At 71.5% G+C, this 25,799-nt stretch carries 27 protein-coding genes; 18 read left to right on the top strand and 9 right to left on the bottom strand.

The window, feature by feature from the left end:
- Positions 1-39: 39 nt before the first annotated feature.
- The 4 genes from KZ829_RS28120 to KZ829_RS28105 are packed head-to-tail and all read left to right on the top strand — an operon-like array spanning position 40 to position 2,800.
- Entirely contained in the window at positions 40-453 is a 414-nt protein-coding gene (locus KZ829_RS28120) for an Atu4866 domain-containing protein (protein WP_308285695.1), read from the top strand.
- A gap of 40 nt (positions 454-493) precedes the next feature.
- Positions 494-1,120, top strand: coding sequence for a nicotinamide riboside transporter PnuC (pnuC, locus tag KZ829_RS28115; protein ID WP_220146939.1), 627 nt, complete (start codon positions 494-496; stop codon positions 1,118-1,120).
- Entirely contained in the window at positions 1,117-2,214 is a 1,098-nt protein-coding gene (locus KZ829_RS28110; protein WP_220146938.1) for an AAA family ATPase, read from the top strand. The genes pnuC and KZ829_RS28110 overlap by 4 nt, the downstream gene beginning before the upstream one ends.
- A 25-nt stretch (positions 2,215-2,239) precedes the next feature.
- The gene (locus tag KZ829_RS28105; protein ID WP_220146937.1) at positions 2,240-2,800 is read left to right on the top strand and encodes a hypothetical protein; all 561 of its coding nucleotides are present in this window, start codon (positions 2,240-2,242) and stop codon (positions 2,798-2,800) included.
- Positions 2,801-2,806: 6 nt separating this feature from the next.
- Here KZ829_RS28105 and KZ829_RS28100 read toward each other — a convergent pair whose 3' ends face one another.
- The gene (locus tag KZ829_RS28100; RefSeq protein ID WP_220146936.1) at positions 2,807-3,259 is read right to left on the bottom strand and encodes a cysteine dioxygenase; all 453 of its coding nucleotides are present in this window, start codon (positions 3,257-3,259) and stop codon (positions 2,807-2,809) included.
- Positions 3,260-3,617: 358 nt separating this feature from the next.
- On the opposite strand from KZ829_RS28100, the gene KZ829_RS28095 reads away from it, so the two are divergent.
- From KZ829_RS28095 to KZ829_RS28075, 5 genes are all read left to right on the top strand, one after another.
- Positions 3,618-4,694, top strand: coding sequence for a neprosin family prolyl endopeptidase (locus tag KZ829_RS28095; protein ID WP_308285694.1), 1,077 nt, complete (start codon positions 3,618-3,620; stop codon positions 4,692-4,694).
- 146 nt (positions 4,695-4,840) lie between these two features.
- On the top strand, positions 4,841-5,362 hold the full coding sequence (locus KZ829_RS28090) for a sigma-70 family RNA polymerase sigma factor (RefSeq protein WP_220146934.1): 522 nt from the start codon (positions 4,841-4,843) through the stop codon (positions 5,360-5,362).
- The gene (locus KZ829_RS28085) at positions 5,359-6,081 is read left to right on the top strand and encodes a zf-HC2 domain-containing protein (RefSeq protein ID WP_220146933.1); all 723 of its coding nucleotides are present in this window, start codon (positions 5,359-5,361) and stop codon (positions 6,079-6,081) included. The genes KZ829_RS28090 and KZ829_RS28085 overlap by 4 nt, the downstream gene beginning before the upstream one ends.
- Positions 6,082-6,113: 32 nt before the next feature.
- Complete coding sequence (locus KZ829_RS28080) at positions 6,114-7,136, top strand: S66 peptidase family protein (protein WP_220146932.1); 1,023 nt, start codon at positions 6,114-6,116, stop codon at positions 7,134-7,136.
- Positions 7,137-7,184: 48 nt separating this feature from the next.
- Positions 7,185-8,198: an NADPH:quinone reductase gene (locus tag KZ829_RS28075; RefSeq protein WP_220146931.1), complete on the top strand. Its 1,014-nt coding sequence runs from the start codon at positions 7,185-7,187 to the stop codon at positions 8,196-8,198.
- On the opposite strand, the gene KZ829_RS28070 is transcribed toward KZ829_RS28075, so the two are convergent.
- The 6 genes from KZ829_RS28070 to pseB form a co-directional block, all read right to left on the bottom strand.
- Entirely contained in the window at positions 8,176-9,183 is a 1,008-nt protein-coding gene (locus tag KZ829_RS28070) for a PseG/SpsG family protein (RefSeq protein ID WP_220146930.1), read from the bottom strand. The genes KZ829_RS28075 and KZ829_RS28070 overlap by 23 nt on opposite strands.
- 85 nt (positions 9,184-9,268) lie before the next feature.
- Positions 9,269-9,994 (bottom strand): cytidylyltransferase domain-containing protein, encoded by a 726-nt coding sequence (locus KZ829_RS28065; protein WP_220146929.1) that lies wholly within the window; start codon positions 9,992-9,994, stop codon positions 9,269-9,271.
- Entirely contained in the window at positions 9,991-11,490 is a 1,500-nt protein-coding gene (locus KZ829_RS28060) for a hypothetical protein (protein ID WP_220146928.1), read from the bottom strand. The genes KZ829_RS28065 and KZ829_RS28060 overlap by 4 nt, the downstream gene beginning before the upstream one ends.
- Complete coding sequence (locus tag KZ829_RS28055; protein ID WP_220146927.1) at positions 11,487-12,296, bottom strand: hypothetical protein; 810 nt, start codon at positions 12,294-12,296, stop codon at positions 11,487-11,489. Before KZ829_RS28055 ends, KZ829_RS28060 begins: the two co-directional genes overlap by 4 nt.
- A 3-nt stretch (positions 12,297-12,299) precedes the next feature.
- On the bottom strand, positions 12,300-13,424 hold the full coding sequence (locus tag KZ829_RS28050; protein ID WP_220146926.1) for a DegT/DnrJ/EryC1/StrS family aminotransferase: 1,125 nt from the start codon (positions 13,422-13,424) through the stop codon (positions 12,300-12,302).
- A complete protein-coding gene (pseB, locus tag KZ829_RS28045) occupies positions 13,424-14,404 on the bottom strand; it encodes a UDP-N-acetylglucosamine 4,6-dehydratase (inverting) (protein WP_220146925.1) in 981 nt (326 codons plus the stop codon). Before pseB ends, KZ829_RS28050 begins: the two co-directional genes overlap by 1 nt.
- Before the next feature lie 186 nt (positions 14,405-14,590).
- Between pseB and KZ829_RS28040 the strand changes: the two genes are divergently transcribed.
- From KZ829_RS28040 to KZ829_RS28000, 9 genes are all read left to right on the top strand, one after another.
- Entirely contained in the window at positions 14,591-14,833 is a 243-nt protein-coding gene (locus tag KZ829_RS28040) for an acyl carrier protein (protein ID WP_220146924.1), read from the top strand.
- On the top strand, positions 14,830-15,561 hold the full coding sequence (locus KZ829_RS28035; protein WP_220146923.1) for an SDR family NAD(P)-dependent oxidoreductase: 732 nt from the start codon (positions 14,830-14,832) through the stop codon (positions 15,559-15,561). Before KZ829_RS28040 ends, KZ829_RS28035 begins: the two co-directional genes overlap by 4 nt.
- On the top strand, positions 15,558-16,778 hold the full coding sequence (locus KZ829_RS28030; protein WP_308285693.1) for an AMP-binding protein: 1,221 nt from the start codon (positions 15,558-15,560) through the stop codon (positions 16,776-16,778). The genes KZ829_RS28035 and KZ829_RS28030 overlap by 4 nt, the downstream gene beginning before the upstream one ends.
- The gene (locus KZ829_RS28025; RefSeq protein WP_220146922.1) at positions 16,775-17,809 is read left to right on the top strand and encodes a LuxE/PaaK family acyltransferase; all 1,035 of its coding nucleotides are present in this window, start codon (positions 16,775-16,777) and stop codon (positions 17,807-17,809) included. The genes KZ829_RS28030 and KZ829_RS28025 overlap by 4 nt, the downstream gene beginning before the upstream one ends.
- On the top strand, positions 17,806-18,987 hold the full coding sequence (locus KZ829_RS28020; protein WP_220146921.1) for an acyl-CoA reductase: 1,182 nt from the start codon (positions 17,806-17,808) through the stop codon (positions 18,985-18,987). Before KZ829_RS28025 ends, KZ829_RS28020 begins: the two co-directional genes overlap by 4 nt.
- Before the next feature lie 42 nt (positions 18,988-19,029).
- The gene (locus KZ829_RS28015) at positions 19,030-20,592 is read left to right on the top strand and encodes a M1 family metallopeptidase (protein WP_220146920.1); all 1,563 of its coding nucleotides are present in this window, start codon (positions 19,030-19,032) and stop codon (positions 20,590-20,592) included.
- Between the two features lie 81 nt (positions 20,593-20,673).
- Positions 20,674-21,978 carry a sensor histidine kinase gene (locus KZ829_RS28010; RefSeq protein WP_220146919.1) on the top strand — a complete coding sequence of 435 codons (1,305 nt, stop codon included), beginning with the start codon at positions 20,674-20,676 and terminating at the stop codon, positions 21,976-21,978.
- 12 nt (positions 21,979-21,990) lie between these two features.
- Positions 21,991-22,635 (top strand): LuxR C-terminal-related transcriptional regulator, encoded by a 645-nt coding sequence (locus KZ829_RS28005; protein ID WP_220146918.1) that lies wholly within the window; start codon positions 21,991-21,993, stop codon positions 22,633-22,635.
- A gap of 71 nt (positions 22,636-22,706) precedes the next feature.
- A complete protein-coding gene (locus KZ829_RS28000) occupies positions 22,707-24,905 on the top strand; it encodes an MMPL family transporter (protein ID WP_220146917.1) in 2,199 nt (732 codons plus the stop codon).
- Here KZ829_RS28000 and KZ829_RS27995 read toward each other — a convergent pair.
- A complete protein-coding gene (locus KZ829_RS27995; protein ID WP_220146916.1) occupies positions 24,898-25,257 on the bottom strand; it encodes a fluoride efflux transporter FluC in 360 nt (119 codons plus the stop codon). The two genes, KZ829_RS28000 and KZ829_RS27995, sit on opposite strands and share 8 nt — an antisense overlap.
- Entirely contained in the window at positions 25,254-25,598 is a 345-nt protein-coding gene (locus tag KZ829_RS27990) for a fluoride efflux transporter FluC (protein ID WP_220146915.1), read from the bottom strand. The genes KZ829_RS27995 and KZ829_RS27990 overlap by 4 nt, the downstream gene beginning before the upstream one ends.
- Positions 25,599-25,799: the final 201 nt, after the last annotated feature.

Here is a 25,799-nt window from a genome sequence, read left to right as displayed (position 1 = left end):
CCGTTCGCAACTCAGCGAATCCAGCGTCGCGGGCCGGAAGTGCCGACCGTAGGGGCCGACCCCGACCCGACACCCCCGGAGCCGCTGATCGTGACCCCTGTCTGTGATTCCCGTGTCGACTTCACCGTCCTCGACGCCACCTCGCTGCTGGCCATCGCGCTCGGGGGCTCGCCGGGCCCGTACTCCGGCTCCGGCGGCCCCCGGCCCCCGCTGGCGGTCAGCGACGCCGTGGTGGGCTCGTGGCACAGCGCCGACGGCGTGGTCCGGCTGAGTCTGCGGACCGACGGGACGTACGCCGGTGAGGTGGCCGGCCGGCGACGGCCGGCCCGCGGCACCTACCGGATCGAGGGCGGATCGGTGCTGCTCCGGGACGACTCCGGCCTGCAGACCGCGGTCGCCGTCCAGGACGGTGAGCTGGAGATGGCCGGCCACCGCCTGCGTCCCGCCGGATAACCCGGTTCCCTCCCGGGCGTACGGCGGTGATGCTGTCCCCATGATCGATTGGTTGAACAGTCCGGCGCTGGTGGCGTTCGGCGTGCCGACCTCCTGGGCCGAGGTGCTCGGGTTCCTGACCGGACTCGTGAATGTCGGCCTCCTGGTCCGCCGGCACATCCTCAACTGGCCGCTCGGCATCCTCAACGTGCTCCTGCTGATGGTCGTCTTCTGGTCGGCGGGCCTGTACGCCGACGCCACCCTCCAGATCGTCTACGTGATTCTCGGCTTCTACGGCTGGTGGGCCTGGCTGTACGGCGGCCAGAACCGGTCCGCCCTGGAGGTCCGCTCCACGACCCGTCCCGAGTGGATCGGCCTGATCGTGGCCGGGGTGCTGCTCACCGCCGGTCTCTGGCTCTTCCTGGACCGGCTCACCGGCTCCACGGTCCCGCTGGCCGACGGGCTCACCACGGCGCTGTCCCTGCTGGCCACCTACGGCCAGACCCGCAAGCTGGTGGAGAGCTGGTGGATCTGGATCGCCGCAGACCTGATCTACATCCCGCTCTACGCGTACAAGGATCTCTGGCTCACCGCGATCCTGTACGTGGCCTTCCTGCTCCTGTGCGTGCTGGGCCTGCGTTCGTGGCGGGTCGCGCTGCGGGCACGGCACGGGGCGGTTCCGGCGTGAGGTACCGGCACGGGCTGATCGTCGGGAAGTTCTATCCGCCGCACGAGGGCCACCACGCGCTGATCGACGCCGCGGCCGCCGCCTGCGAACGGGTCACCGTGGTGGTGGCGCCCTCCTCGGCGGAGAGCATCCCGCTGGCCGATCGGCTGGCGTGGTTGCGCGCCGAGCACGGACCGAACGTCCGGTTCGCCGGGGTGCACGACGACCACCCGATCGACTACGCCGACCCGGCGGTGTGGGACCTGCACATGGCGGTCTTCCGGGAGGCGGCCGGCGTCGACCGGGTGGACGCGGTGTTCTCCTCCGAGGCGTACGGGGCCGAGCTGGCCCGCCGTTTCCACGCCGAGCCGGTCCTGCTCGACCCGGACCGGCTCCGCGTGCCGGTCTCCGGCACGGCGGTCCGCGCCGACCCGGCCGCGCACTGGGACCGGCTGCGGGCCGGCGCCCGGGGCCACCTGGCCCGGCGGGTGATCGTGGTGGGCGCCGAGTCGACCGGTACCACCACCATGGCCCGTGCCCTGGCCCGGCACTACCGGACCCGCGGCGGCGTCTGGGCGGGCACCCGCTGGGTGCCCGAGTTCGGCCGGCAGCTCACCGAGCGCAAGCTCGCCGAGCTGCGGACGGACCGGCCGGAGGCCACCGTCTTCGACGTGACCTGGGACCGGGCGGACTTCGTGACGGTCGCGGTCGAGCAGAGCGCGGACGAGGACGCGGCCGCCCGTGCCGGCTCGCCGGTGATCTTCGGTGACACGGACGCCTTCGCCACCACGGTCTGGGAGGAGCGCTACCTGGGCAGCGCCTCGCCCGCGGTGTGCGAGCTGGTCCGGGCGCCGGACCTCTACCTGTTGACCGACTGCGCGGACGTGCCGTTCGAGGACGACGGGCTGCGTGACGGCGAACACCTGCGGCAGTGGATGACCGGGCGGTTCCGGGCCGGGCTGGCGGCCGGCGGCACGCCGTGGGTGGAGCTGACCGGGCCGTACGGGCGCCGCCTGCGCACCGCGATCCGGGCCGTCGACGACCTGCTCGCCGAGGGCTGGCGATTCACCGAGCCGCTGCGCCCTAAAACCCCGGTGGCCGCCGCCGATCAGTAGGGGACCCCGATCGGAAGGACGGCACGTGCGGCACACCAGGATCGCGATCGCGCTGGCGGCGACGTCGCTCACACTCGGCGGCTGCGCCGCGCTCGGCCTCGGCGAGCGCACCGCGACGACCGACGGCGCCGCGCGGGACGGCGAGTCCTGGCTGCTCGTGCAGCAGGGGCAGGCGACCCCGTCCCCGTCGGTCACGATGGGCACCCCCAGCCCGACACCGGAGGTCTCGCTCTCCGTGCCCACCCCCGACCCGAGATGTACGAAGCTCTGGCCGCGGACCGACCCGGCGCTGATCCCGGTCCGGGTGACCCCGGGCGCGGGCTCGCTCAGGGTCGACTGGCCGACCCAGTTCAACTCGAACTACCGGGTGGCGGCCGTGCCGCAGAAGCTGGTGAAAGGCCCGCAGCCGCAACCGGTGTGGCAGGAGGTGGCGCCGGGCAGCGGGTGCGCGGTGAGCACCACGGTAACCGGGCTGACCCCGGGCGCTGCCTACATCATCTGGCTGGACGCGCCGAACACCGGCCATCGGTTGGACGGCACCCGGAACCTGTACAGCGGCCGGTCCGGCGTGGTCTACCCGAAGTAGCCGGGCTCACCACTCGGCGCCGGCCCGCTCCACGGTCAGGACCTCCAGGCCGTCCGGCCCGAGCCGGTACTTGGTCATGCTGGTCAGCGCCGGACCGTAGACGTGCACGCTGACCGCCGGCCGGATGCCGTTGTTGACGATCCGGTGGATGTGGTGGCCGCCGAACCGGCGGCCCACGCCCTCACCCAGCTCCCGGGAGACGATCCGGGGCCGGCCGCCGACCGTCGACACGGTGTCCTCGGTGAGGTCGCCGCTGTGCACGAAGAACGCGCCGGACGAGCCGCCGTGGTCGTGGATCTCGGTGGCCTGCCCGGGTAGCCAGGTGAGCAACCAGACCTCGTGATCGTCGGCCACCGCGAGCCGGTGGTACCAGCGGTCCACCGGATTGAAGCGGGGCGCGACGGCCCAGTCGTGTGCGGTGGCGGAGTGCCACTGCGCGATGGCGAGGTGGTCGGACACGGCAGCCTCCCGGCAGGCATACAAAACCTATAGACCAGATAGGTTTTATCACATGATCGCCACCGGTGTGGGGCGAATTCACCGGAGGCTTCGGGCTCGAAAGAGGCTTGGCGAGCTTTGCCTCTTTCGAGGCGTGGTGCGAAAAACTGCGTTGAGCGACAACGCCGCCACACTGTGTCGAGATTTTTGGGGGGTCTGTCACCAGATCGGCCTACCCCGATCGGCCGTTTCGACAGAATCCGCTGCTCAGGCGGTCCCTGCCCAATCGCGATGGCTATATGGTGACCAGCGCCGCCGAGAACCGGTCGCCGGAGGCCGTCGCACCCGCCTCCGATGCCCCCACACCGAGGACGGACACGTGTCGAAGTCACGCCGCGGGCTGTTCGCCGCGGGCCTCACCGCAGCCGTGGTCGGCTCCATCGGAGTCGTCTCAACCCTCAACGCGGGTGCGGAGCAGATCCCGGAGAGAACGGCCCCCGCGGTGGCGCCGGCCGACCCCGGTCCGGCGGAGGGTGGCGAGACGCCGGTCGAGGCCCCGCCGACGAAGCTGCCCTGGGGTCAGCGGCCCCAGGAGCTCCAGACCGGGCGCGACGGCGCCAGCAGCGGCGCACTGAAGGCCGCCGGGCTGGACGCGGCCGCGCCCGACGCGAGCGGCGAGGAGGCCGAGGAGGAGTACGCGCCGAAGGGCCGTTCCACGCGTTCCGGGGTGCTCAAGAAGGAGACGACCACGGTCGTGCCGCCGGAGCCGCCGAGCCCCACCCCGACCGCCGCCGCGGCCAGGCCGACCGTCCACTTCCTCTACAACGTCGGGTCGCAGGCCGCGGTCTCCGACGGGGCGTACGCGAACCTGACGATCAGCCGGCCGGTCCTGGCCCGATCCGACTACCACACGCTTGCCGAACTGGCCGTGCAGTCCGCCGACGGCGCCCAGATCGTCGAGGTCGGGTGGAACGTGGACCGCGTGGTCAACGGCGACGACGACCCGCACCTGTTCGTCTACCACTGGGTGGACCGGAAGCCGACCTGCTACAACGGCTGCGGCTTCGTGCAGTACAGCGACAACATCCGGCCCGGCGACACGCTGCCGCGGGACATCACGAAGCGGTTCGGGATCCAGTACTTCAACGGGGCCTGGTGGATCGCCTACGACACCGAGTGGGTGGGCTACTTCCCGGAGCGGCTGTGGCCGACCGTGGACTTCTCCAAGACCGGCCTGGTCCAGGTCTTCGGTGAGGTGGCCGCGGCCACCGCCGCCCCCTGCACCCAGATGGGCAACGGCAAGGAAGGCGACGACATGACGGCCGCCCGGGTCGGCAGCCTCACCTACCTCAACGGGCCCGCGGCGGAGATGCACATCCGCAGCACCAGCGACCTCTACACGGTCACCAAGTTGAGCGCCCGGACCTTCCGGTACGGCGGCCCCGGATCCTGCTGACCTGAATCTCCAGACTCGATGCCCGGCGCCTGAAGGGTGCCGGGCATCGGCGTTTTCCGGTTTTCCGGGGCGTTCCTTGAACCGGTCCACATGCCACGATGTACACCGAGGTGGCCGGGCCGAACCCGAGGGGAGAGCTGGCGCCGATGAAGCGACGGGTGAACCCCGACGAGCAACTGATGACCGCGCTCTACACCGAACACTATGCCGTCCTGATCAACTTCGTCTCCCGGTACGTGAACGACCGGCACAAGGCGGAGGACCTGGTTCAGGAGACACTTCTGCGAGCCTGGAAGCACATCGACCACCTCGACCCGGAACCGGGACGGACCAGGTCGTACCTGCTCACCATCGCCCGCAACGTGGTGACCAACGCCTGGCGGGCCGAACAGCGCCGTCCGAAGCTGGTCGCCGACGAGAACGCGGTCAACTCGGTGCCGTCGGCGGACAATGTCGATCAGATGGTGGAAGGCTGGTTGGTGGCGGAGGCGATGGAACGCCTCTCGCCGGAACACCGGGCGGTCATCCAGGCGATGTATTACGAGGGGCAGAGCGTGGCGGACGCGGCGCGGAAGCTGTCGGTGCCGGAGGGCACCGTCAAATCCCGGGCCTACTACGCCGTCCGCGCACTGCGAACCGTCTTCGAGGAGATGGGGATGTTGCGATGAGCGATCTTGACGAGCACGGCGCTCTGCATCGTCTGCTGGGCGGATATCTCCTGGGCGGTCTGGACGAGGCGGACACCGACCGGCTCGACGAACATCTGCACGACTGCGCGGAGTGCCGGGCCGAACTAGACCGGCTCTCCCCCGTACCGGAGATGTTGCAGAGTCTGCCGGACGCGCGGCAGCTGGGTGGCGGCGCGGCGCTCGCGGTCTCACCGGCCGCCCGGCCGAGCCCGCAGAACATCGAGAACCTGCTCAGCCGGATGCGGCAGCAGAAGTTCAAGGAGACCCGGGTGAACCGGGTGCGGTGGCTGGCCGCCGCCTCGGTCACGCTCATCGCGGCCGCCGCGATCGGCTACGGGATCATGACGAACACCGGCGAGGGCACCCCGAGCGGTCCGGAGGCGCTGCCCAGCGTGCAGTTGATCAGCGCGCGGTTCCAGCCGGCGCCGGGCAGCGGTCTCACCGGCCAGGCGTCGATCACCCCCAAGAAGTGGGGTGTCGAAGTGGGGCTGGACGTGAGCCGGATGTCCGGGAACGGTCCCTTCCTGTGCCTGGTGCGCACCAGGAGCGGCGCCACCGAGCAGGCCGCCGCCTGGGGCGACACGCTGGACGGCGAGGCGAAGCTGACCGGGGCCAGTTCGGTGAAGGCGGCCGAGGTCGACGCCATCCTGATCACCGACCGCGACGGGAAGGTGCTGGGCACGGCGACGGTGGCCTGAAAGCGGTTGCCGGGGTGGGTTGAATGAGAGTCATGAAGCTCCGTCCCGGCGATCGCGTCGCCGTCGTCTCACCCTCGTTCGCCGCGCCCGCGCTCTTCCCGGAGATACACGAGCAGGCCATGCGCCGGCTCCGGGAGGAGTTCGGTCTGGAGCCGGTGGAGTACCCGGCCACCCGCCGGTTCGGCGCCTCGCCGGAGGAGCGGGCGGCCGACCTGACGGCGGCGTGGGCGGACCCGACGATCCGGGCGGTGCTGGCCACCATCGGCGGCGACGACCAGATCACCGTGCTGCGGCATCTCGACCCGGCGGTGTTCCGGGCCGATCCGAAGCCGTTCCTCGGCTTCTCGGACAACACGAACCTGCTGAACTGGCTCTGGTTCCACGGCCTCCCGGCCTATCACGGCGGTTCGACGCAGCTGCACCTGGGCGCCGGCGGCGAGGTCGACCCGGTGCACGCGGCCTCCCTGCGGGTGGCCCTGTTCGAGCAGACCGACCTGGAGATCCATCCGCTCGCCGAGATCCGCGAGGAGGAGATCAGGTGGGAGGATCCGCGGTCGCTGACCGAGCATGCGCCGTCAGTGAACGCTCCGGGCTGGGAGTGGCACCGGGCGGACCGGGTGGTGAGCGGGCCGACCTGGGGTGGCTGCCTGGAGATCCTGCACTGGAATCTGGCCGCCGGGCGCTGGATCCACCCGGCCGAACGGTACGCCGGTTCGGTCCTGCTGCTGGAGACGTCCGAGGAGATGCCGTCGGGCGAGGAGGTGTTCCGGATGCTGCGCAACGCCGGCGAGCGCGGCCTTCTGGAGCAGTTCCCGGCCGTGCTGGTGGCGACCGCGAAGGCCAGCGTCTTCTCGGCGCCGAAGCCGCCGGAGGACCGGGAGAAGTACCGGGCGGAGCAGCGGGCCGCGGTGCTCAAGGCGCTGGACGCCTACCACCCGGAGGCCATGGTGGTCTTCGGCGTGGAGTTCGGGCACACCGCACCGCAGTGGGTGCTGCCGTACGGCGGACGGATCACGGTCGACGGCCCGGGCCGCCGGATCACCGCCCACTTCTAGGCGGAACGTGGCGGGCTGCCGCTACCGAGCGCGAATAGGGTGGGAGACATGCGCGCCGCCGTCTTCCCCGAAACTGGCCCCGCTTCCGTCCTCCGACTCGTCGACCGTGATCTGCCGCTGGCCGCCGCCGGGGAGGTCCGCGTCCGGATCGTTCTCTCCGCGGTGAACCCCACCGACACCGGCACCCGGGCCGGTCGTGGCGTGCCGGACGGGGTGGCCCCACCCCGGGTGCCGAACCAGGACGGGGCCGGTGTGGTCGACGCCCTCGGCGAGGGCGTCTCCGCTCTCGAGCCGGGCGACCGGGTGTGGGTGTGGGACGCCGGGTACGGCCGCGCGAACGGCACCGCCCAGGAGTACGTGGTGCTGCCCCGTCACCAGGTGGTCCGGATGAACGACGACGTCCCGTTCGAGGTCGGCGCCGACCTGGGCATTCCGGCGCTCACCGCGCACCGCTGCCTCACCCTGGCCGCCGACGGCCCGGCCCGGCTGGCCCCGGGCGCGCTGGACGGCCGGACCGTGCTGGTCGCCGGTGGCGCGGGTGCGGTCGGCAACGCGGCCATCCAGCTCGCCAAGTGGGCCGGCGCCACCGTGCTGACCACGGTCAGCTCGAAGGAGAAGGCGGCCCTCGCGCTCGCCGCCGGCGCCGACGCGGTGATCGACTACCGGGAGGAGGACGTCGCGGCCCGGGTCCGGGAGCTGAGCCCGGGCGGCCCGCACGTGATCGTCGAGGTGAACACCGCGAACCTCGACCTCGACCTGGACGTGATCGCCCCGGGCGGCAACATCGCCATCTACGTGGGCGGGAAGGTCAGCGTGCCCAGCTTCAAGGCGATGCTGAAGAACGTCAGCCTCGACTTCGTGCTCACCTACACGACCACGCCCGAGCAGAAGGCGAACGCGGTGGCGGCGGTCGCCGAGGCGGCCAACGCGGGCGCCTTCCGGGTCGGGGAGGAGGCCGGGCTGCCGATCATCCGGTTCCCGCTGGACCGGGTCGCCGAGGCGCACGAGGCCGTCGAGAACCATGCCGTCGGCAAGGTCGTCATCGAGGTGACCGCTCCCTGAGCAGGCTGTCCGCCACCCGTTCGACACCCCGGCCGTCCACCGCGGCCCATCCGCGGACGGCCAGGGCGGTCCGGTCGCCCGGGTTCAGCAGCAGCCGGCGCAGTGTGGTCACCGCCTCCCCGCCCAACTCCCCGAGACGTCCCAGGCCGGCCGCGTAACCGCGGGCGACGGTCCGTTCGTACCCCCGGATCTGGTTGTCGACGACCCAGACCAGCGCGGCGGCCCGGCCCAGGCACAGCAGCTCCCACGTCGACGTGCCGCTCGCGCTGACCACCAGATCGGCGTCGGCGAGCAGTTCGGGCAGGCGGTCGGTCGGTTCGATGACATGGACGGTCTGGCCCTCGCCGGGCGGGACCGCGAGCAGTTCGGTGCGCAGTCCGTCGTCGGCGGCGACCACGGTGGCGTCGAAGGGCGCCGCGGTCCAGGCGAGCAGTCGCGCCACCCGCGGCGCGGCACGGTAGGCGTCGGTTCCGCCGAAGAACGCGACAACCTTGGGCGTACGGGCATTCGAGTGCACCGGCGCAGCGGACGGCCGCAACCGCCGCACCGAGGCACGCAGCAGCGCATGGTCCAGCCCGGCCAGCCGGACGTCCCCGATGTCGATGGTGGCGTCCAGGTTCTGGTCGACGTAGATGTCCGCGTCCTGGCCGCGCGGGTCACCGTCCACGATGGCCAGCACGGTCCGGCCGGTGCCACGGACCGCCCGGCTGTGCGACGGTGGCAGCGTGTAGGAGTCCACCACCAGCGCGTCCAGGTTCAGCCGTTCGGCCGCCGCGACCAGTCCCACCTCGTCGTAGGGCGCCGGATGCCAGGGCAGCCCGCGCTGGTCGAGCTGCGCGGCGGCCCACTCCAGCCCGCCCAGGTCGCTGAGGAAGTGCACGTCCACCCCGCGGGCGGTCAGCTCCTCGGCGAGCGCCACGCACCGCACCAGGTGGCCCACCCCGGTACGCGGTCCGGCGTCACACCGGATCCCGATGCTCGTCACGCTGTGCCTGCCTTCGGCGTGCTCTCCTGGCCCTCGCCTGCAAGGCCGTTGCCAGGTGCGGCTGAGTGCCGCTCGGTGCAGTCGGTCACGCCTGCTCCAGCTCCTTCTGCCGGATGTGCGCGTTCAGTTCGGCCAGCTCGGGACGGTCGCCCAGCCAAGCGGCGATCGACGAGACCGAGGTGTGGGCGTCGCCGAAGTGGCCGACGATCGCCTCGATCAGCCGCCAGTCGTCCTCGGTGTCCAGGGTGAGCCGCAGGTGCGACAGGTCCGGCAGCACGGTCAGGCCGATCACGTCGAACTCGGCGGGGTGGGTGTAGACGTACGACGTCACGTGGGTGCGGTGATGGTCGTACGCCAGCTTGTCGATCTCCTTGAGGACCGCCGCCCGGACCACCTCGACGTCCAGGCCGCGCGGCAGCGTCCGGGTGATCGACGTGGTCAGGTAGTCCGCCCCGGCCGCCTCGAACACCCGGTACGCCCGGGCGACCAGCCGCGGGTCGAGCAGCGGGCAGTCCGCGGTGAACCGCATGACGTGCTCGGCCGACCGGGTCTCCAGCACCCCGAGGAACCGGGTGAGCACGTCGTCGACCGGCCCGCGGTAGCAGTCCACCCCGATCGCCGCGCACTCGGCGGCGACCGCGTCGTCGTCCGGCTCGACCGTGGTCGCCACGACGAGGTCGTCCAGGACGCCGCTTTCCCGGGCGGCGCGGATCACCCGGTCGAGGACGGTCCGGCCACCGAGGTGGCGCAGCACCTTGCCGGGCAGCCGGGTGGAGCCCATCCGGGCCTGAATGATGCCGAGCGTCGTCATTGCCTGCCTCTGTTCCGGATGCGGTTGCGGGCCGCCCGGGCGATGCCGAGGCCCGCCTTGGCGGCGCGAAATCCCAGGGAGCCGCTGAACGCGGCGATCTGCAGCTTGGCGCGGCCCAGTTCGGCCTCGCGTTTGCCGAGCTCCACCTCGTAGAACCGGGCGCGGTCCTCGGCGTCGGCCAGCCGGCGGCGCACCGCGTCGAGCTGTTCCTCGTGCCGCCGCCGGATGTCCGGCAGCTCGTCGCCGGCCGTGGGCGCCGGCGTCGGCGCGGTGGTCAGCCCGGCCGCCCCGGCGAGCACGTCGGTGAGCCGGGCGACGTCGGTGACCCCCGGCCACGGGTGGTGGTAACCGCCGGTGGCCAGCGTGTGCGCGAAGCGGGCCAGCGCGTCCGCCCGGTCCGGCGCCGACGGGTCCAGCCGGGCGTACCGGTCGCCGTCCACCAGCACGTTCCCGGCCGGCACGTTCGGCAGTTCGGTCATCCAGCCGGTGAGCAGCCGGCGCAGGCCCGGCAGGTCGTGCCCGAGCGCGGCGGTGAGCAGCCGCTCCTCCAGCAGCCGGCCGGACGGCAGCGGTCCGGTCAGTTCCCCGGAGCCCTGCACGGCCCGGAGCGACCAGGCGCCGTCCGGGCTCTTCACCAGCTCGGTGACCGCGCCGCCCGGGCCGGCGATCAGTGCCGGCGGGAGCGGGACGGCCTGGCCCGGGCGGTTGGCGAGCTGGGCGACGGCCAGCCAGGCGGGCGCCAGCTCGGCGCCGAGACCGCGGCGCACGGCCGCGGCGGCCAGCCGGCGGGGATCGCTCAGGACGGACCTTTCCCGGTACGCCGGAGCGGCCGCCGCCGAGGCCAGTGCGGCCAGCGCGTCCAGCGGCCCGTACCGGAGGGTCTCCGGGGTGGCCAGCAGGGTCGGGCGTTCGGGCAGCGGCCAGACGGCGGCCAGCGCGGCGACCGGCAGTCCCTCGGCGCCGAGTGCGGCGGCGAGCCGGTCCGGACGGCCGGGCGCGCTGCCGAACTCGCCGAGCGGGGACCAGGCGTCCCCGGCCCGGGCCGCCGTCGGGGTGCCCGGATCGACCAGGCGGTGCACGCCCAGCTCGTTCTCCACGGCGAGCAGCAGCGTGCCGCCGGGACGCAGCGCCCGCTTGAGCACCCGGACCGATTCCGCCCAGTCCAGTGGCGGGCCTTCCGGCGAGTGGAGGCGGCCCGCGCCGTCCAGGGCGATCACCGCGTCGTACCGGTCGGTGTCGGTGAACTCGGACAGCGTGCCGCAGAGCACCCGTACGTCGCGGACGTCCACCCGCTCGGCGTCCGGCCGGGAGCGCAGCAGCAGGCTGACCTCGCGACGGTCGGCCACCGCCCGGACCAGCGCCTCGGAGTGCGGGCCGGCGATCAGCACCCGGATGCCGGTGGGCAGGTGGCCGATCAGCCGCCGGTGGAGCGGGCCGCCGGCCGGCGGGCGCTGCTCGGCGTACTCCGGCATCTCGCCGCCGATCAGGGTGATCATGCCGGCCAGCCCAGGATCGCGCGCAGCTCGGCCGGCGGCGCCAGGTGCCCGTCGCCGAGCTCGGCCAGCGCGACGGCCCGTGCCCGGTCCGGGTCCGGCTCGGTCCCGTGCAGCTCCGGCCACTCCCGGCGGATCCGCTCGGCGGTCGGGGTGTCCTCCCCGGCCAGGTGCATCGGGTCGCCGTAGACGGCCGGGGCGCACCCGGCCACGGCGCCGTAGAGGATCGCGGTGCTCAGCCGGTTCGACGCCACCCGGCGGTGCCGGCGCAGCTCGGCGAGTTGCTTGTGGAGGAACCGGGCGTCGGTCTGCCGCCGCATGTAGCCGCGGTAGCCGTGGCAGACGACCCGGCCGGCGTGCTCGTAGGCGGCCCGGATCCGGTCGTCGCGGTACTCGTTCCAGTACAGGCAGAACGTGACCGGGCCGGTCTCGGTCGCTGTGATCTCGTCGATCAGGCGCAGGTGGTCGCCGCTGACCCGCTGGCCCTCCCAGCCGTGGAACGGGTACCAGATCGTGCCCTCCCGCTCGCCCTCGTCCGCCCTGTCCGGCTCGGATCGGAGCAGGTAGAGGAACGGGGCGCCGGTCACGGTGGCCAGTGGGCGGCCCATTGACCAGGCCCGGCGGCGGGTCCGCTCGGACCACACGAAGATCGGTGCGCCGGGCGCGTACGGCGTGCCCCCGCCCAGCCCGTCCACCACGTTCCAGCCGTGCTGGAGGTAGCCCTCGATCCGGGGCGGATCGTCCGGGTCCAGCCCGCAGTACCCGGCGAGCACCTGGGCGTGCCCGTAGAAGTGGTTCCCGTGGTGCACCCGTCAGCTCCCCAGGATCCCGCGCAGCGCCTCGACCACGCGGTCCTGGTCGCTGTCGGTGAGGTCGGCGAAGAGCGGCAGGGACAGTTCCTCGGCGTAGAAGGACTCGGCCACCGGGCACATGCCCCGCCGGTACCCGAGGTCCTCGAAGACCGGGTGCCAGTAGACCGGGATGTAGTTGACCTGCACCCCGATACCGGCGGCGCGCAACCGGTCGTACACCTCCCGGCGGCGGCCGTCCTTCACGCGTACCGGATAGAGGTGCCTGATCGGGTCCACGTCGGAACGCTGAGCCGGAAGACGCAGGCCGGGGAGATCGGCGAGAAGCTCGTCGTAGCGTGCCGTGAGGCGCGCCCGGCGGGCCTTGAACGCGGCGAGCCGCCGCAGCTGGGCCGAACCCAGCGCGCAGAGCACGTCCGGCAGCCGGTAGTTGAGGCCGAACTCGTGCACCTCGTAGTGCCAGCCGCCCTCGTCGGCGCGGCGCAGTCGCCGCGGGTCACGGATCGAGCCGACGGTCCGGAAGTCCCGCACCCGCTCCAGCAGCTCCGGACGGATCGAGGCGACCGCCCCGCCCTCGCCGGTGGTGAGGTTCTTGGTCGGGAAGAACGAGAACGTGGTCAGGTCGGCGAGCGTGCCGACCGGCCGTCCCCGGTAGGCCGACCCGATCGAGTGCGCCGCGTCGCCGAGCAGGAACACCCCGGCCGTGTCGGTGATCTTGCGGAGCCGGTCGTAGTCGGCCGGCACACCGGCGTAGTCGACCGCCGAGATCACCCTGGTCCGCGACGTGACCGCGGCCTCCGCGGCGGCCGGGTCGAGGTTCGCGGTGTCCTCCTCGACGTCGGCGAAGACCACTGTCGCGCCGAGCACGGCCGCGCCCGAGGCGGTGGCCACGAACGTCATCGGCGTGGTGATCACCTCCTCGCCGGCGGTCAGGCCGGTCGCCGCATAGGCCGCGTGCAGCGCCGTCGTCCCGTTGGTGACCGTCACGCACGGCGCCCCGGCGACCGCTTCGAGGTCGGCCTCGAACGCGGCGACCCGCGGTCCGGTGGTGAGCCAGTCGCTGCCCATCGCCGCGACGACCGCCGCCACGTCGGCGTCGTCGATCGACTGTCGTCCGTACGGCAGCATCAGTTCTCCGCGAGCAGTTCGCGCATCTCGTCGACCGAGAGCCAGAGGTCGTTGTTGTCCGAGCGGTAGTTGAAGCCGTCGGCCACCTCCTCGCCACCCTCGGGCGTCTTGTAGCCCCAGCTGGCGACCACCGGCTGGACCACGTACCGGTCCTTGAAGCGCAGCGTGCGGCGGCTGTCGTCGGCGGCGATCATCTCCTCGTGCAGCTTCTCGCCGGGCCGCATCCCCATCTCGTGGGTGGGAGCGCCGGGGGCGACCGCCTCGACCAGGTCCATGATCCGCATGCTCGGGATCCGCGGGACGTAGAGCTCGCCGCCCTGCATCACGTCGAACGAGTCGACGACGAACTTCACCGCCTGATCCAGCGTGATCCAGAACCGGGTCATCCGCTTGTCGGTGATCGGCAGGCTCCTACCCTCGGCCGCCAGCCTTCGGAAGAACGGGACCACCGAGCCGCGGCTGCCCATCACGTTGCCGTAGCGGACCACGGCCAGCCGGGTCGGGTGGGTGGCGGCGTAGTGGTTGCCGGCGATCACGATCTTGTCGGCGGCCAGCTTGGTGGCGCCGTACAGGTTGATCGGGCTGGACGCCTTGTCGGTGGAGAGCGCCACGACCTTCTTGACCTCGGCGTGGATGGCCGCGTCGATGACGTTCTGGGTGCCGTTGATGTTCGTGGCGACGAACTCCGACGGGTTGTACTCGGCGGTGTCGACCTGCTTGAGGGCGGCCGCGTGCACCACGTGGTCGATCCCGTGCATGGCCCGGGCGAGACGCTTCTCGTCCCGGATGTCGCCGATGAAGAACCGCAGGCGCGGGTCGTCGCCGAACATCTGGCGGACCTCGTACTGCTTCAGCTCGTCGCGGGAGAACACCACGATCCGGTGCGGGTCGAGGTGGGTCAGCGCGTACCTGAGGAATTCCTTGCCGAAGGAACCGGTGGAGCCGGTGACAAGGATCGAGGAGCCGGCGATTTCAGACAAGGTTTTCTCCGGGGGATGAGCGGAAGGCCGGTACGAGGCGGAAGCATAACCAGCCCGGACCGCAATTCCCGGAGAGCGGGAAAATGCTGCGATCAGTTCATTCCCAGTTCAGCCTGGATTGGTCGTGGCGACCGGGAACCTGCGGGATCGTGGGTTCCTCTGAACACCCCACCTTGGAGCTATCTCGTGACTGAGCTGCAGAGACTACGCGAGGCGTTTCGTACCGCCCTCGATCTTCCGGCGGACGCGCCCGTGGACGACCTGCACTACCAGGACTATGAGAAGTGGGATTCGCTGGCGCACATGTCACTCGTCGCGACGATCGAAGATGAATTCTCGGTAATGATTGACACGGATGATGTCATCAATATGTCCAGCTTTGCTGAGGCCGTGCGAATCCTCGGTAAATACGGGGTGGACGTCAAGTGAGTGCCGCCCTGATCACCGGGGCGTCGCGCGGAATCGGCCGGGCCACCGCGCACCGCCTCGCCGAACGGGGATACGACCTGGTCCTGCACGGCCACCACGAGGCCGGCGCCTCCGATACCGCCGCCGAGCTGGCCGGGAAGTTCGGGGTCACGGTCGTGCACGCGGCCGGCGACATCGCCGACCCGGCCACCAGTAGAGCCCTGGCCCGGCTGGCCTTCGAGACGTTCAAGCGGCTGGACGCCCTGGTCGTCAACGCCGGGACACACTCCGCCGGCATGCTCGGCATGACCGCGGACGACACCATCGAGCGGCTCTTCGCGGTGAACGCGGCCGGCGCGGCCCACACCCTCCAGAACGCGGTCCGGCTGCTGGCCCGCGGCGAGAACCCGGCCGTGGTGCTGACCGCCTCGATCACCGGCGCCCAGGGGGCGGCCGGGCAGGCCGTCTACGCCGCCTCCAAGGCCGCCGTGGCCGGGTTGGCCAAATCCGCCGCCAAGGAACTCGGGCCGCGCGGCATCCGGGTCAACGCGGTGGCGCCCGGCTTCATCGCCACCGACATGCTGGACACCCTGGACGAGGCCGGCCGCGCCGAACGGATCGCGAACACCGCCCTCGGCCGGCTCGGCACCGCCGAGGACGTGGCCGACGTGATCGCCTTCCTCCTCTCCGAGCAGGCCCGGTTCGTCACCGGGCAGGTCATCGGGGTCGACGGAGGTCTGACGCTGTGAACCTGCTCCACCCCGGCGCCCGGGTCGTCGACGCGGCCACCGGCGAGACGCTGACCCCGGCCATGATCGACGCGGCTGCCGCCTCGCTTCCCTCCTCCACGCTGTTCCTGCCGATGCCGACGACCATGGCCGCGGTGGCCACCTACCTCGCCGCGTTGCGGCTCGGCGTGCCGGTCCTCCCGCTCGACCCGGACATCGACCCGGCCCCGCTGCGCGCGCGGTACACCACCACCGACGTACACCCGGACCTGGCGCTGCTGCTCACCACCAGCGGATCCACCGGCGACCCGAAACTCGTCCGGCTCTCCCGCTCGGCGGTGCTGGCCAACGCCGAACAGGTCGCCGAGAGCCTCGGCGTCACCGGGGACGACGTCGCGATCACCACGCTGCCGCTGTTCTATTCGTACGGGTTGTCGGTGCTGCACTCGCACCTGCTGCGCGGGGCTACCGTGGTGCTGGACCGGACCGGGATCATGCGCCGGGACTTCTGGGCCGCGGTGGACGAGCACCGGGTCACCTCGATGGCGTTCGTCCCGTCCCAGTACGAGATGCTGCGGCGACTGCGTTTCGACCCGGCGAAGCACCCGTCCGTGCGTACCCTCACGCAGGCCGGTGGCCGGTTGCGGACCGGCCTGGTCTCCGATTTCGCGGGCCGGATGGACGCCGCCGGCGGCCGGATGTTCGTCATGTACGGACAGACCGAGGCCGGGCCGCGGATGGCCTGCCTGCCACCGTCGCACCTGGCCGGGAAGCCCGGCTCGGTCGGCCGGGCGATGCCCGGCGGCGCCTTCACCATCGAGGACGGCGAGGTCGTCTACCGCGGGCCCAACGTCATGATGGGGTACGCGGAGACCGCCGCCGATCTGGCCCGGGGCGACGACCAGGGCGGCGTCCTGCGTACCGGGGATCTGGGCCGTCTCGACGACGACGGCTTCCTGTACATCACCGGCCGGCTCAAGCGGATGGGCAAGGTCTTCGGCGTCCGGATCAATCTGGACGACGTGGAGCGGCAGTTCCCGGTCGCGGCCGTGGCCGGTGACGACCGGATCCATGTCTTCGCCGAAGGGCTCTCCGAGGACGAGGTCCGGGCGCTGCGCACCAAGATCGCCGAGTGGCTCGGAGCGCACTTCACCGGCGTCGACGTGCGCACGGTCGAGGTGCTGCCGCTGCTGCCCAACGGCAAGACCGACTACCGGGCGCTGGAGGCGTCGCTGTGAGTGTCTTCACCCTGCCGCAGACCGATCGCGAGAAGCGTCTTCTTCCCGAGTTGGAGGAGCTGGTGGCGCATCACCGTCGCCACTGCGAGCCCTACGACCGGATCCTGGCTGCCAGCGGCTTTTCGTCCGCCGCTTCGGTGGCTGATCTTCCCTGGCTGCCCGTCCGGCTCTTCAAGACCCTGGAACTGAAGAGCATCCCGGACGACGAGGTCTTCAAGGTGCTCACCTCCAGCGGGACCACGGGAGACGTCAGCCGGGTCTATCTCGACAAAGCCGCCGCCGCGGCCCAGACCCGGCAGCTCGGCGCCACCCTCCAGACCGTGCTCGGCCCGAAACGCCAGCCGATGCTGATCGTCGACACCAGGTCGATCCTCAAGGACCGCCGCTCGTTCAGCGCCCGTGGCGCCGGCGTGCTCGGCATGGCCACCTTCGGGCGCGACCACGTCTGGGCGCTCGACGAGGAGGGCACGGTCGACGTCGAGGGAATCCGCGGCTTCCTCGCCCGGCACGGTGACCAGCCGTTCCTGATCTTCGGGTTCACCTACCTGGTCTGGCTGCACCTCTACGAGACCGCGCTGGCGCACGGGCTGGACCTGGGCAACGGTATACTGATCCACTCCGGTGGATGGAAGAAGCTGATCGATCAGGCCGTCTCGCCGGAGGAGTTCCGCGAAAGGCTGGGCCGGGCCGGACTCACCCGGATCCACAACTTCTACGGCATGGTCGAGCAGATCGGGACGATCTTTCTTGAAGGCCCGGACGGTGGTTCGCTGTATTGCCCCGACTTCGCGGACGTCGTGGTTCGTGACCCGGAGACCTGGGCGGAGCTCCCGCCCGGTGAACCGGGCCTCCTGGAGGTCGTGAGCACCCTGCCCACGTCGTACCCGGGGCACGTGCTGCTCACCGAGGACCTCGGCGTGGTGCACGGCATCGACGACGGCGTCTGGCCCGGCAAACGGTTCTCGGTGCTCGGCCGGCTGCCGCGCGCCGAGGCCCGGGGCTGCTCGGACACGTATCGGAGCGCGGCATGAGGTTCAGGTTCGGGGCCGAGGGCGACCTCACCGCCCCCTCGGAGGACCGGCTCACCGTCGGCGACCCGCGCGTCGTCGACTTCCTCGCGGCGCTCGCCCGGCGGCTGCTCGCCCCGGCCGTGGCCCGCCGCTTCCCGGAGCTGGGGTCGCTCGGCTTCTTCCTGCGCCCGGCCGAGCTGACCCGCGCGGTCGCCGCCATGCGGCGCACGGACGCCCTGGTCTTTCCCCGGGGCAACGTCTTCCATCTGCCCCCGGCCAACGTGGACACCATCTTCGTCTACTCGTGGGCGCTGTCGGCGCTGGCCGGCAACCACAACGTGGTCCGGATCTCGTCGCGCTCGGCGGGCGCGGCCGAGGCCATCCTGGAGGCGCTCAACGCGGTCGACGGCGACCCGGTGATCGGGCGGACCCAGCGGATGGTCACCTACGGGTACCACGACGCGGTCACGGCCGCCCTCAGCCGGTGGTGCGACCTGCGGGTCATCTGGGGCGGGGACGCCGCGGTGGACACCATCCGCGGGCACCCGCTGCGGCCGTCGGCGCGAGACCTCACCTTCCCGGACCGGACGTCCTGGGCGGTGCTGTCGGTGCCCGGCTGGCGGGCCGCCGACCCGGCCGCCCGGCGGGCGGCGGTGACCGGGTTCGCCAACGACGCGTACTGGTTCGACCAGGCGGCCTGTTCGTCGCCGCGGACCGTGTTCCTGGTCGGCGACGGGGATCCGGCCCAGGTCCGGGCCGAGTTCCTGGAGCTGCTGCTCGACGCGGTGGGCAGGCGCGGCTGGACGGTCGACGCGGCGATGGCGGTGGAGAAGCGGGTCAACGCGTACGGGCTGGCCGCCACCGGCGCCGCCACCGAACTGGACCTCTCGGACAACCGGGTGACCGCGGTGACCCTGGCCGGCGCCGAGCGGGCACCCCGGCGCTGGATCGGCGCGGGCGCGTTCCCGTTCGCCCGGGTGGACTCGCTGTCCGACCTGGTGCCGGCGATGAGCCGGCAGGACCAGACGGTCAGCCACTTCGGGTTCGCCCCGGCCGAGCTGCACGCCTTCGCGGCCGAGCTGGGCGGCCGTGGGGTGGACCGGATCGTGCCCTTCGGGTCGGCCCTGACCTTCGGCGCCGTCTGGGACGGTTACCACCTGCCGAGCGAGTTCACCCGGCTCACCGTGGTCCAGCCGTAAGGTCGTTGATCGACGTTGCGCCGGGGGCGTACCGTCGCGTCCATGTTCAAGATTATCAATGGCCGGCTGACCGGGGCGCTGGCCGTGAGCACGGCCGTTCTGGTCGGCATCGCCGGGAGTGTCACGCCCGCGTCCGCGTCCGCGGGCGCCACCCCCGGCTCGGCGGGCCTCGGCGACCGGCTCTACCCCCTGCTCGGTAACGGCGGCTACGACGTCACCAACTACAACCTGCGGCTCAACCACCCGGCGAAGAACCCGGCGCAGACCGTCAACGGCAGCGTCACGATCAGCGCGGTTGCCACCCAGAACCTGTCCCGGTTCAACCTCGACTTCGCCGGCAACAGCGTCGGCTCGGTCTACGTGAACGGCAAGTCGGCCACGTTCAGCCGGTCCGGCGAGGAGCTGGTGATCACGCCGTCGGCGTACCTGCCGAAGAACAAGGGCTTCTGGGTCACCGTCAACAACTTCACCGCCACCCCGGTCTCGGCCACCGGCGACGCGCCGGAGGGCTTCATCGCGACCAGGGACGGCACGGTGCTCGCCGGCCAGCCGGACACCTCGCACAACCTCTTCCCGAGCAACGACCACCCGCGGGACAAGGCGACCTACACCATCGCGGTGACCGTCCCGTCCGGCTGGAAGGGCGTGGCCAGCGGCCGCCACCTGAGGACGACCACCGCCGGCGGCTACACCACCTCGGTCTATCGCGAGGGCAAGCCGATGGCCAGCGAGCTCGCCCAGATCGTGGCCGGTGACTTCGTGGTCTACAACCGCAAGGCCGTCGGCGGCGTGCAGATCCGCGACGTGGTCCCGCGCCGTCTGTCGAGCAAGCTGCTCGCCAAGGCCAAGGTCGAGCGCGCCCAGCTGACCTACATGACGAAGAAGGTCGGGAAGTACCCGTTCGAGAACTACGGGTCCCTGGTCATCGACGCGGACCTCGGTTTCGCGCTGGAGACCCAGACCCTGTCGCTCTACGACACCGGCCTGTTCGGCGCTCCGGCCTACATCCTGAACCCGATCATGGTGCACGAGCTGGCGCACCAGTGGTTCGGCGACAGCGTGGCCCCGAAGTCGTGGAGCGACGTGTGGCAGAACGAGGGCCACGCCACCTGGTACGAGCTGCTCTACGCCGCCGACACGAAGACCTTCAAGAAGTACACCGGCTTCGCCAACCCGGACGCCTACTTCAAGTCCGTCTACCAGGCCAGCGACATGCTGCGCGCGGAGTACGGCCCGGTCGCCCGCCCGAAGGGCTCGGCGTCGGTGTGGGACGTCTTCAACCCCAACGTGTACGCCGGTGGCGCGCTCGTCCTCTACGCCCTCAAGCAGAAGATCGGCGCCAAGAAGTTCGCCAAGCTCGAGCGCGAGTGGGTCCGCAAGTACCGCGGCAAGTCGGCCTCGACGCAGGACTTCATCGCCCTCGCCTCGAAGGTGTCCGGCCAGAACCTCAAGCCGTTCCTGACCCGCTGGCTGTACGGCAAGAAGACCCCGGCCATGCCCGGTCACAGCAGCTGGAAGGTGTCGTCGGCCTCGGCGGCGTCCACCGCGACCGCCGCTGACACGTTCATCGTGCCGCTGCGCCAGCACATGGCGGACCACCACTGAGAACAGGTCGGGTTATCCCTACCTTCTGATCGGCGGTCAACGGGATCGCACGGGCGGGCGCCGGTGCCTAGCGTCTAGGGCATGACGACCACAGACGCGGGGCCGGCGCCCGCTCCCCATCCCACCCGGCGGTTCCTGCGCCAGTTGGGGATCGACACCCAGTACGTGCTGGTCGGATTCCCCCTCGGCCTGATCGCTCTCGTCGTCGGCATCACCGGCTTCGCTCTCGGCATCGGCCTGGTGGTCATCTGGGTCGGCCTGCCGATCATGGTCGGCACGCTGATGTTCGCCCGTGGGTTCGCCATCACCGAGCGGGCTCGGATCGCCCCGGTGCTGGGCCGGAGCATCCCTCAGCCGATCTACAAGAAGGTCCGCGGCAAGGGGCTGCTGCGCCGCACCTTCGGCCCGCTCTCCGATGGGCAGTCCTGGCTCGACCTGGTGCACGCGATCTTCCGTTTCATCCCGAACACCCTTGCCTTCTGCTTCGTCATCACCTGGTGGGCGGCTGCCCTCGCCGGGCTCACCTACCCGCTGTGGGACTGGGCCCTGCCGCACCCGCCGGACAACTACGAGCTGCACGAACTCCTCGGCTTCGACGACAGCACGGGCACCCGGATGCTCTTCAACGTGAGCATCGGCCTGTTCTTCACCGGCACCCTGTACTGGGTGGTCCGCGGCGCCGCGCTGATGGAGGCGCACTTCGCCCGCGGCCTTCTGATCGGCGCCTGGGAGCTGCGCCGGCAGGTGGCCGCCGCCGAGGAGGCCCGCGACGTGGCGCAGCGGCAGAAGGCGGCGGCCGTCTCGGCCGAGGCGGTGGCGCTGCGCAGGCTGGAGCGCGACATCCACGACGGCCCGCAGCAGCGGCTGGTCCGCCTCGCCATGGACCTGGGCCGGGCCGAGCAGCAGTTCGCCGACGACCCGGAGCGGGCCCGCGCCATCGTGGCCGAGGCCCTGACCCAGACCCGGGAGACGCTCGATGAACTGCGTGCCCTGTCCCGCGGCATCGCCCCGCCGATCCTGGTGGACCGGGGCCTGCGGGCGGCGCTGACCGCGCTGGCCGGCCGGTGCACCGTCCCGGTGGACCTGGACGCGCCCCCGATCGACCGGCTCGACCCGGCCGTCGAGTCCACCGCCTACTTCGTGGTGGCCGAGGCGCTCACCAACGTCGCCAAGCACAGTCACGCCAACGAGGTGCAGGTCAGCGTGCAGCGGATCGCCACCGGCCTGATCGTCACGGTCAGCGACGACGGCGTGGGCGGGGCGAGCCTGGCCAAGGGGCACGGCCTGGCCGGGCTGGACGACCGGGTCCGGGCCGCCGGGGGAGTGCTGGCGGTGGACAGCCCGGAGGGTGCGGGCACACGGCTCACGGCGGCCCTGCCGATCTGACAGCATGGCGGCATGCGTGTGGTGATTGCCGACGATGCCGTGCTGTTGCGCGAGGGCCTGATCCGCCTCGTCGAGGAGAACGGTCACACCGTCGTCTCGGCCGTCGGCGACGGGCCCTCCCTGGTCGAGGCGATCAAGGAGCACCGTCCGGACGTCTCCATCGTGGATGTCCGGATGCCGCCGTCGCACACCGACGAGGGGCTGCGCGCCGCCGTCGAGGCCCGGACCGCGGTGCCGGGCAGCCCGATCCTCGTGCTCTCGCAGTACGTCGAGGTCTCGTACGCCGACGATCTCCTGGCCGACCGCCGTGGCGCGGTCGGCTATCTGCTGAAGGACCGGGTCGCCCTGGTGGGCGACTTCCTCGACGCCCTGGGCCGGGTGGCCGACGGCGGCACCGTGCTGGACCCGGAGGTGGTGGCCCAGCTGCTGGTGCGGCGCCGGCGCGACGACCCGATGCGCAGCCTCACCCCGCGCGAGCGTGAGGTGCTGGGCCGGATGGCCGAGGGCATGTCGAATGCCGCGATCGCCCGCGCGCTGGTGGTCACCGACGGCGCGGTGGAGAAGCACGTCCGCAACATCTTCACGAAGCTGAACCTGCATCAGGACGAGGAGCAGCACCGGAGGGTCCTGGCGGTGCTGGCCTACCTCCAGGCGTAGGGCTAGCCCTACCCCGGATCCGGGTGGCCGCCATATCGTTCGGCCACTTCGGAATCCATAGCGTCTTTTCCATGGAGAACAGGGAAGACGTCAAGGGAATCGCGGCTCGTGCCGCGATCTGGAGCGCCCGCCATCGGGTGCTCGCCATACTCGGCTGGATCGCCTTCGTGGCCGCCACCGTCGTTCTCAGCGGCATGATCGGGACCAAGCAGGCGGACGAGGGCACAGCCGGGCACGGGGACTCCGGCGACGCCGACCGGATCGTCGCGGCGGCCGGCTTCCCGGAGCAGCCGGCCGGCGAGATGGTGCTGATCCAGAACCGGGCCGAGTCGGACCGGACGGCGGCCACCGCCGAGATCACCGAGGTTCTGGGTGCGACCGCCGGCGTCACCGGCGTGCGGGAGCCGATCCAGTCGGCGGACGGCCGGTCGACGCTGATCAGTTTCAGCATCACCGGTGACCCGGGGACCGCGGCGGAGCGGGTCGGCCCGGCCCTGGACGCGGTGGCGAGGGTGCAGAGCGCCCACCCCGGCCTCTACATCTCCGAGGCCGGCTCGGCGAGCGCCGACCAGCTGGTCGACGAGGAGCTGACGGGCGGCCTGAACCGGCTGGGGATGCTCTCCATCCCGGTGACGCTGGGCATCCTGCTGGTCGCCTTCGGCGCGGTGGTCGCCTCGTTGCTCCCGGTCCTCCTGGCGATCATGTCGGTGGTCGCCGCGATCGGCCTGATGGCGGCCGCGAGCCGGTTCGCTCCCGCGGTCGACGAGACGACGCACGTCATGCTGCTGATCGGCCTGGCCGTCGGTGTCGACTACTGCCTGTTCTACATCCGCCGGGAACGCGACGAGCGCCGCCGGGGAGCCGACCCGCACCGGGCGCTGATGATCGCGGCACAGACCTCGGGCCGGTCGATCTGGGTCTCCGGGCTCACCGTCATGATCGCCATGGCCGGCATGTTCTTCACCCAGGACGTCGTCTTCGTCAGCTTCGCCGCCGGCACCATCCTGGTGGTGGCCACCGCCGTGCTCGGCTCGCTGACCGTGCTGCCCGCCCTGCTCTCGCTGCTGGGCGACCGGGTCGACGCCCTCAAGATCCCCGGCCTGTACCGGCGGAACAGTGACGGCCGGGTATGGAACGCGCTGCTCGACGTCGTACTCGCCAAGCCGTTGATCTCCGCGATCGTCGCCGTCGCGGCGCTCGGCGCGCTGGCCTACCCCGCCCTCGATCTGAAGACCCGGGGCCAGGCCATCCAGGACGTCTCGCCGGACGCGCCGGTCGTGCAGACGTTCCTCGCCATCGGCGAGTCCTTCCCCAGCAAGACCACCCCGGCGCAGATCGTGGTCAAGGACGACTCGGTCAAGAGCGCGGAGTTCGAGAAGGCGCTGGCCGGGCTCGAGGCCGCGGTCCGGGACAGCGGCGGGAAGCTGGCCGAGCCGGTCGGTGTCGAGATCAACCCGGCCGGGAACGTCGCGGTGGTCTCGGTCGGCCTGGCCGGCAGGGAGAGCGACAGTGTCGCCGTCGACGCGCTGAACCTGCTGCGTGATCAGGTCGTGCCGGACACCTTCGGCCGGATCGACGGCGCCACGGCGCTGGTCACCGGGTCCACCGCGGGCGGCGTCGACTACAACGAGCAGCTGGACAGGACGTTGCCGCTGGTCTTCGCATTCGTCCTGGGGCTGGCGTTCCTGCTGCTGCTGGTGTCGTTCCGGTCGATCGTGGTCGCGGTCACCGGGCTGGTGCTGAACCTGCTGTCGGTCGCTGCCTGCTACGGCATGCTGGTCTACGTATTCCAGTACGGGCATTTCGAGGAACCGCTCGGCTTCGTCTCCGGCGGGGGCATCACCAACTGGATCCCGATGTTCCTCTTCGTCATCCTGTTCGGGCTGTCGATGGATTACCACGTCTTCGTGGTCAGCCGGATCCGCGAGGGCCACGACCGCGGCCTGTCGACGCGGGACGCCGTGCGCGAGGGCATCGGCCGGACCGCCGGCGTGATCACCAGCGCGGCCGTGGTGATGGTCGCGGTGTTCGCCCTCTTCGCCACGTTGCCGCTGACCGCCACCAAGGAGCTGGGTATCGGCCTGGCCGCCGCGGTCCTGCTGGACGCCACGATCATCCGGGCGGTCCTGCTGCCCTCGGTGATGGCACTGCTCGGCCGGGCGAACTGGTGGCTGCCGAAGTGGCTGGGCTGGCTGCCGGAGGTGGCCCACGAGCCGCCCGCGCAGCCGGACGAGCCCCGGATCGAGCGGGAGCTCACCCCGGTCAGCTGACCGCCTGAGCGAGGGCGCCGCCGATCCCGGCGGCGCCCATCCCGGCCGTGATGCTGAGCAGCGCGTACCCGGCCGCGGCCACGATCTCGGAGCGCCGGGTCAGCGTCAGGATCTCCCAACTGAAGGTCGAGTACGTGGTGAGCGCCCCGCAGAATCCGGTGCCGAGCAGCGCCACCGCGCCGGCCGGGAGCGGCAGCCCGAGCACCAGGCCGAGGACGAACGAACCGGTGACGTTCACGGTGAGGGTGCCCCACGGGAAGGCCGCCCCGAACCGGTTTCGCAGCATCAGGTCGGTCAGGTAGCGCAGCGGGGCGCCGACCGCGGCGCCGAGGGCCACCAGCAGGACCGTCATCGGGCCAGGGCGCTTCCGGCCGCGACCGCCACCACCGCGCCGATCAGGGTGGCCGCCAGGTAGACCAGCCCGGCCTGGGACGTCTCGACGATCGCCGTGGAGAAGGTGGTGTAGCCGCCGAGGAACCCGGTGCCGAGGAACAGCCGGGGCAGGCGCGGCTCGACCCGGGAGTAGAGCACCCCGATCAGGAAGCAGCCGGTCACGTTGATCAGCCAGGTGGACCAGGGGAAACCGTGCGGTGCGGTCGGCCACGCGGTGGCGATGCCGTAGCGGACCAGGGCTCCGAGCGTGCCACCCGCGGCGACGGCCGTGAGGCTGGCGCGGTTCAGGTAGGGGTCCATCTCCTGGGACGTTATCCCATCAGGGATTCGGCGGCCGGGGGGACGTGGCGGCGTCCACCCCGACCTGCATCCACTGTAGATCAACATTGCCGTTCGGGGGCAGGCGGCCCCGTGGCGGGACCGGCGCCTGAATTCTGCGGGGCGGGCCGGTGAACTGTGGCGCGAGAATCGGTTGAACAGCCATAAAGTGGTGCGATCAGC

Origin of the sequence: Actinoplanes hulinensis (genome assembly GCF_019429605.1) — a bacterium.
Classification (GTDB): domain Bacteria; phylum Actinomycetota; class Actinomycetes; order Mycobacteriales; family Micromonosporaceae; genus Actinoplanes; species Actinoplanes campanulatus.
This window is presented reverse-complemented; position numbering and strand designations above follow the sequence as displayed.

What these genes read in the sequence shown, in the direction of transcription:
- pnuC (WP_220146939.1), top strand. Translation starts at nt 494, where the DNA reads ATGATCGATTGGTTGAACAGTCCGGCGCTGGTGGCGTTCGGCGTGCCG.
- KZ829_RS28090 (WP_220146934.1), top strand. Translation starts at nt 4,841, where the DNA reads ATGAAGCGACGGGTGAACCCCGACGAGCAACTGATGACCGCGCTCTAC.
- KZ829_RS28085 (WP_220146933.1), top strand. Translation starts at nt 5,359, where the DNA reads ATGAGCGATCTTGACGAGCACGGCGCTCTGCATCGTCTGCTGGGCGGA.
- KZ829_RS28080 (WP_220146932.1), top strand. Translation starts at nt 6,114, where the DNA reads ATGAAGCTCCGTCCCGGCGATCGCGTCGCCGTCGTCTCACCCTCGTTC.
- KZ829_RS28075 (WP_220146931.1), top strand. Translation starts at nt 7,185, where the DNA reads ATGCGCGCCGCCGTCTTCCCCGAAACTGGCCCCGCTTCCGTCCTCCGA.
- KZ829_RS28065 (WP_220146929.1), bottom strand. Translation starts at nt 9,994, where the DNA reads ATGACGACGCTCGGCATCATTCAGGCCCGGATGGGCTCCACCCGGCTG.
- KZ829_RS28060 (WP_220146928.1), bottom strand. Translation starts at nt 11,490, where the DNA reads ATGATCACCCTGATCGGCGGCGAGATGCCGGAGTACGCCGAGCAGCGC.
- KZ829_RS28050 (WP_220146926.1), bottom strand. Translation starts at nt 13,424, where the DNA reads ATGCTGCCGTACGGACGACAGTCGATCGACGACGCCGACGTGGCGGCG.
- KZ829_RS28020 (WP_220146921.1), top strand. Translation starts at nt 17,806, where the DNA reads ATGAGGTTCAGGTTCGGGGCCGAGGGCGACCTCACCGCCCCCTCGGAG.
- KZ829_RS28015 (WP_220146920.1), top strand. Translation starts at nt 19,030, where the DNA reads ATGTTCAAGATTATCAATGGCCGGCTGACCGGGGCGCTGGCCGTGAGC.
- KZ829_RS28010 (WP_220146919.1), top strand. Translation starts at nt 20,674, where the DNA reads ATGACGACCACAGACGCGGGGCCGGCGCCCGCTCCCCATCCCACCCGG.
- KZ829_RS28005 (WP_220146918.1), top strand. Translation starts at nt 21,991, where the DNA reads ATGCGTGTGGTGATTGCCGACGATGCCGTGCTGTTGCGCGAGGGCCTG.
- KZ829_RS28000 (WP_220146917.1), top strand. Translation starts at nt 22,707, where the DNA reads ATGGAGAACAGGGAAGACGTCAAGGGAATCGCGGCTCGTGCCGCGATC.
- KZ829_RS27995 (WP_220146916.1), bottom strand. Translation starts at nt 25,257, where the DNA reads ATGACGGTCCTGCTGGTGGCCCTCGGCGCCGCGGTCGGCGCCCCGCTG.
- KZ829_RS27990 (WP_220146915.1), bottom strand. Translation starts at nt 25,598, where the DNA reads ATGGACCCCTACCTGAACCGCGCCAGCCTCACGGCCGTCGCCGCGGGT.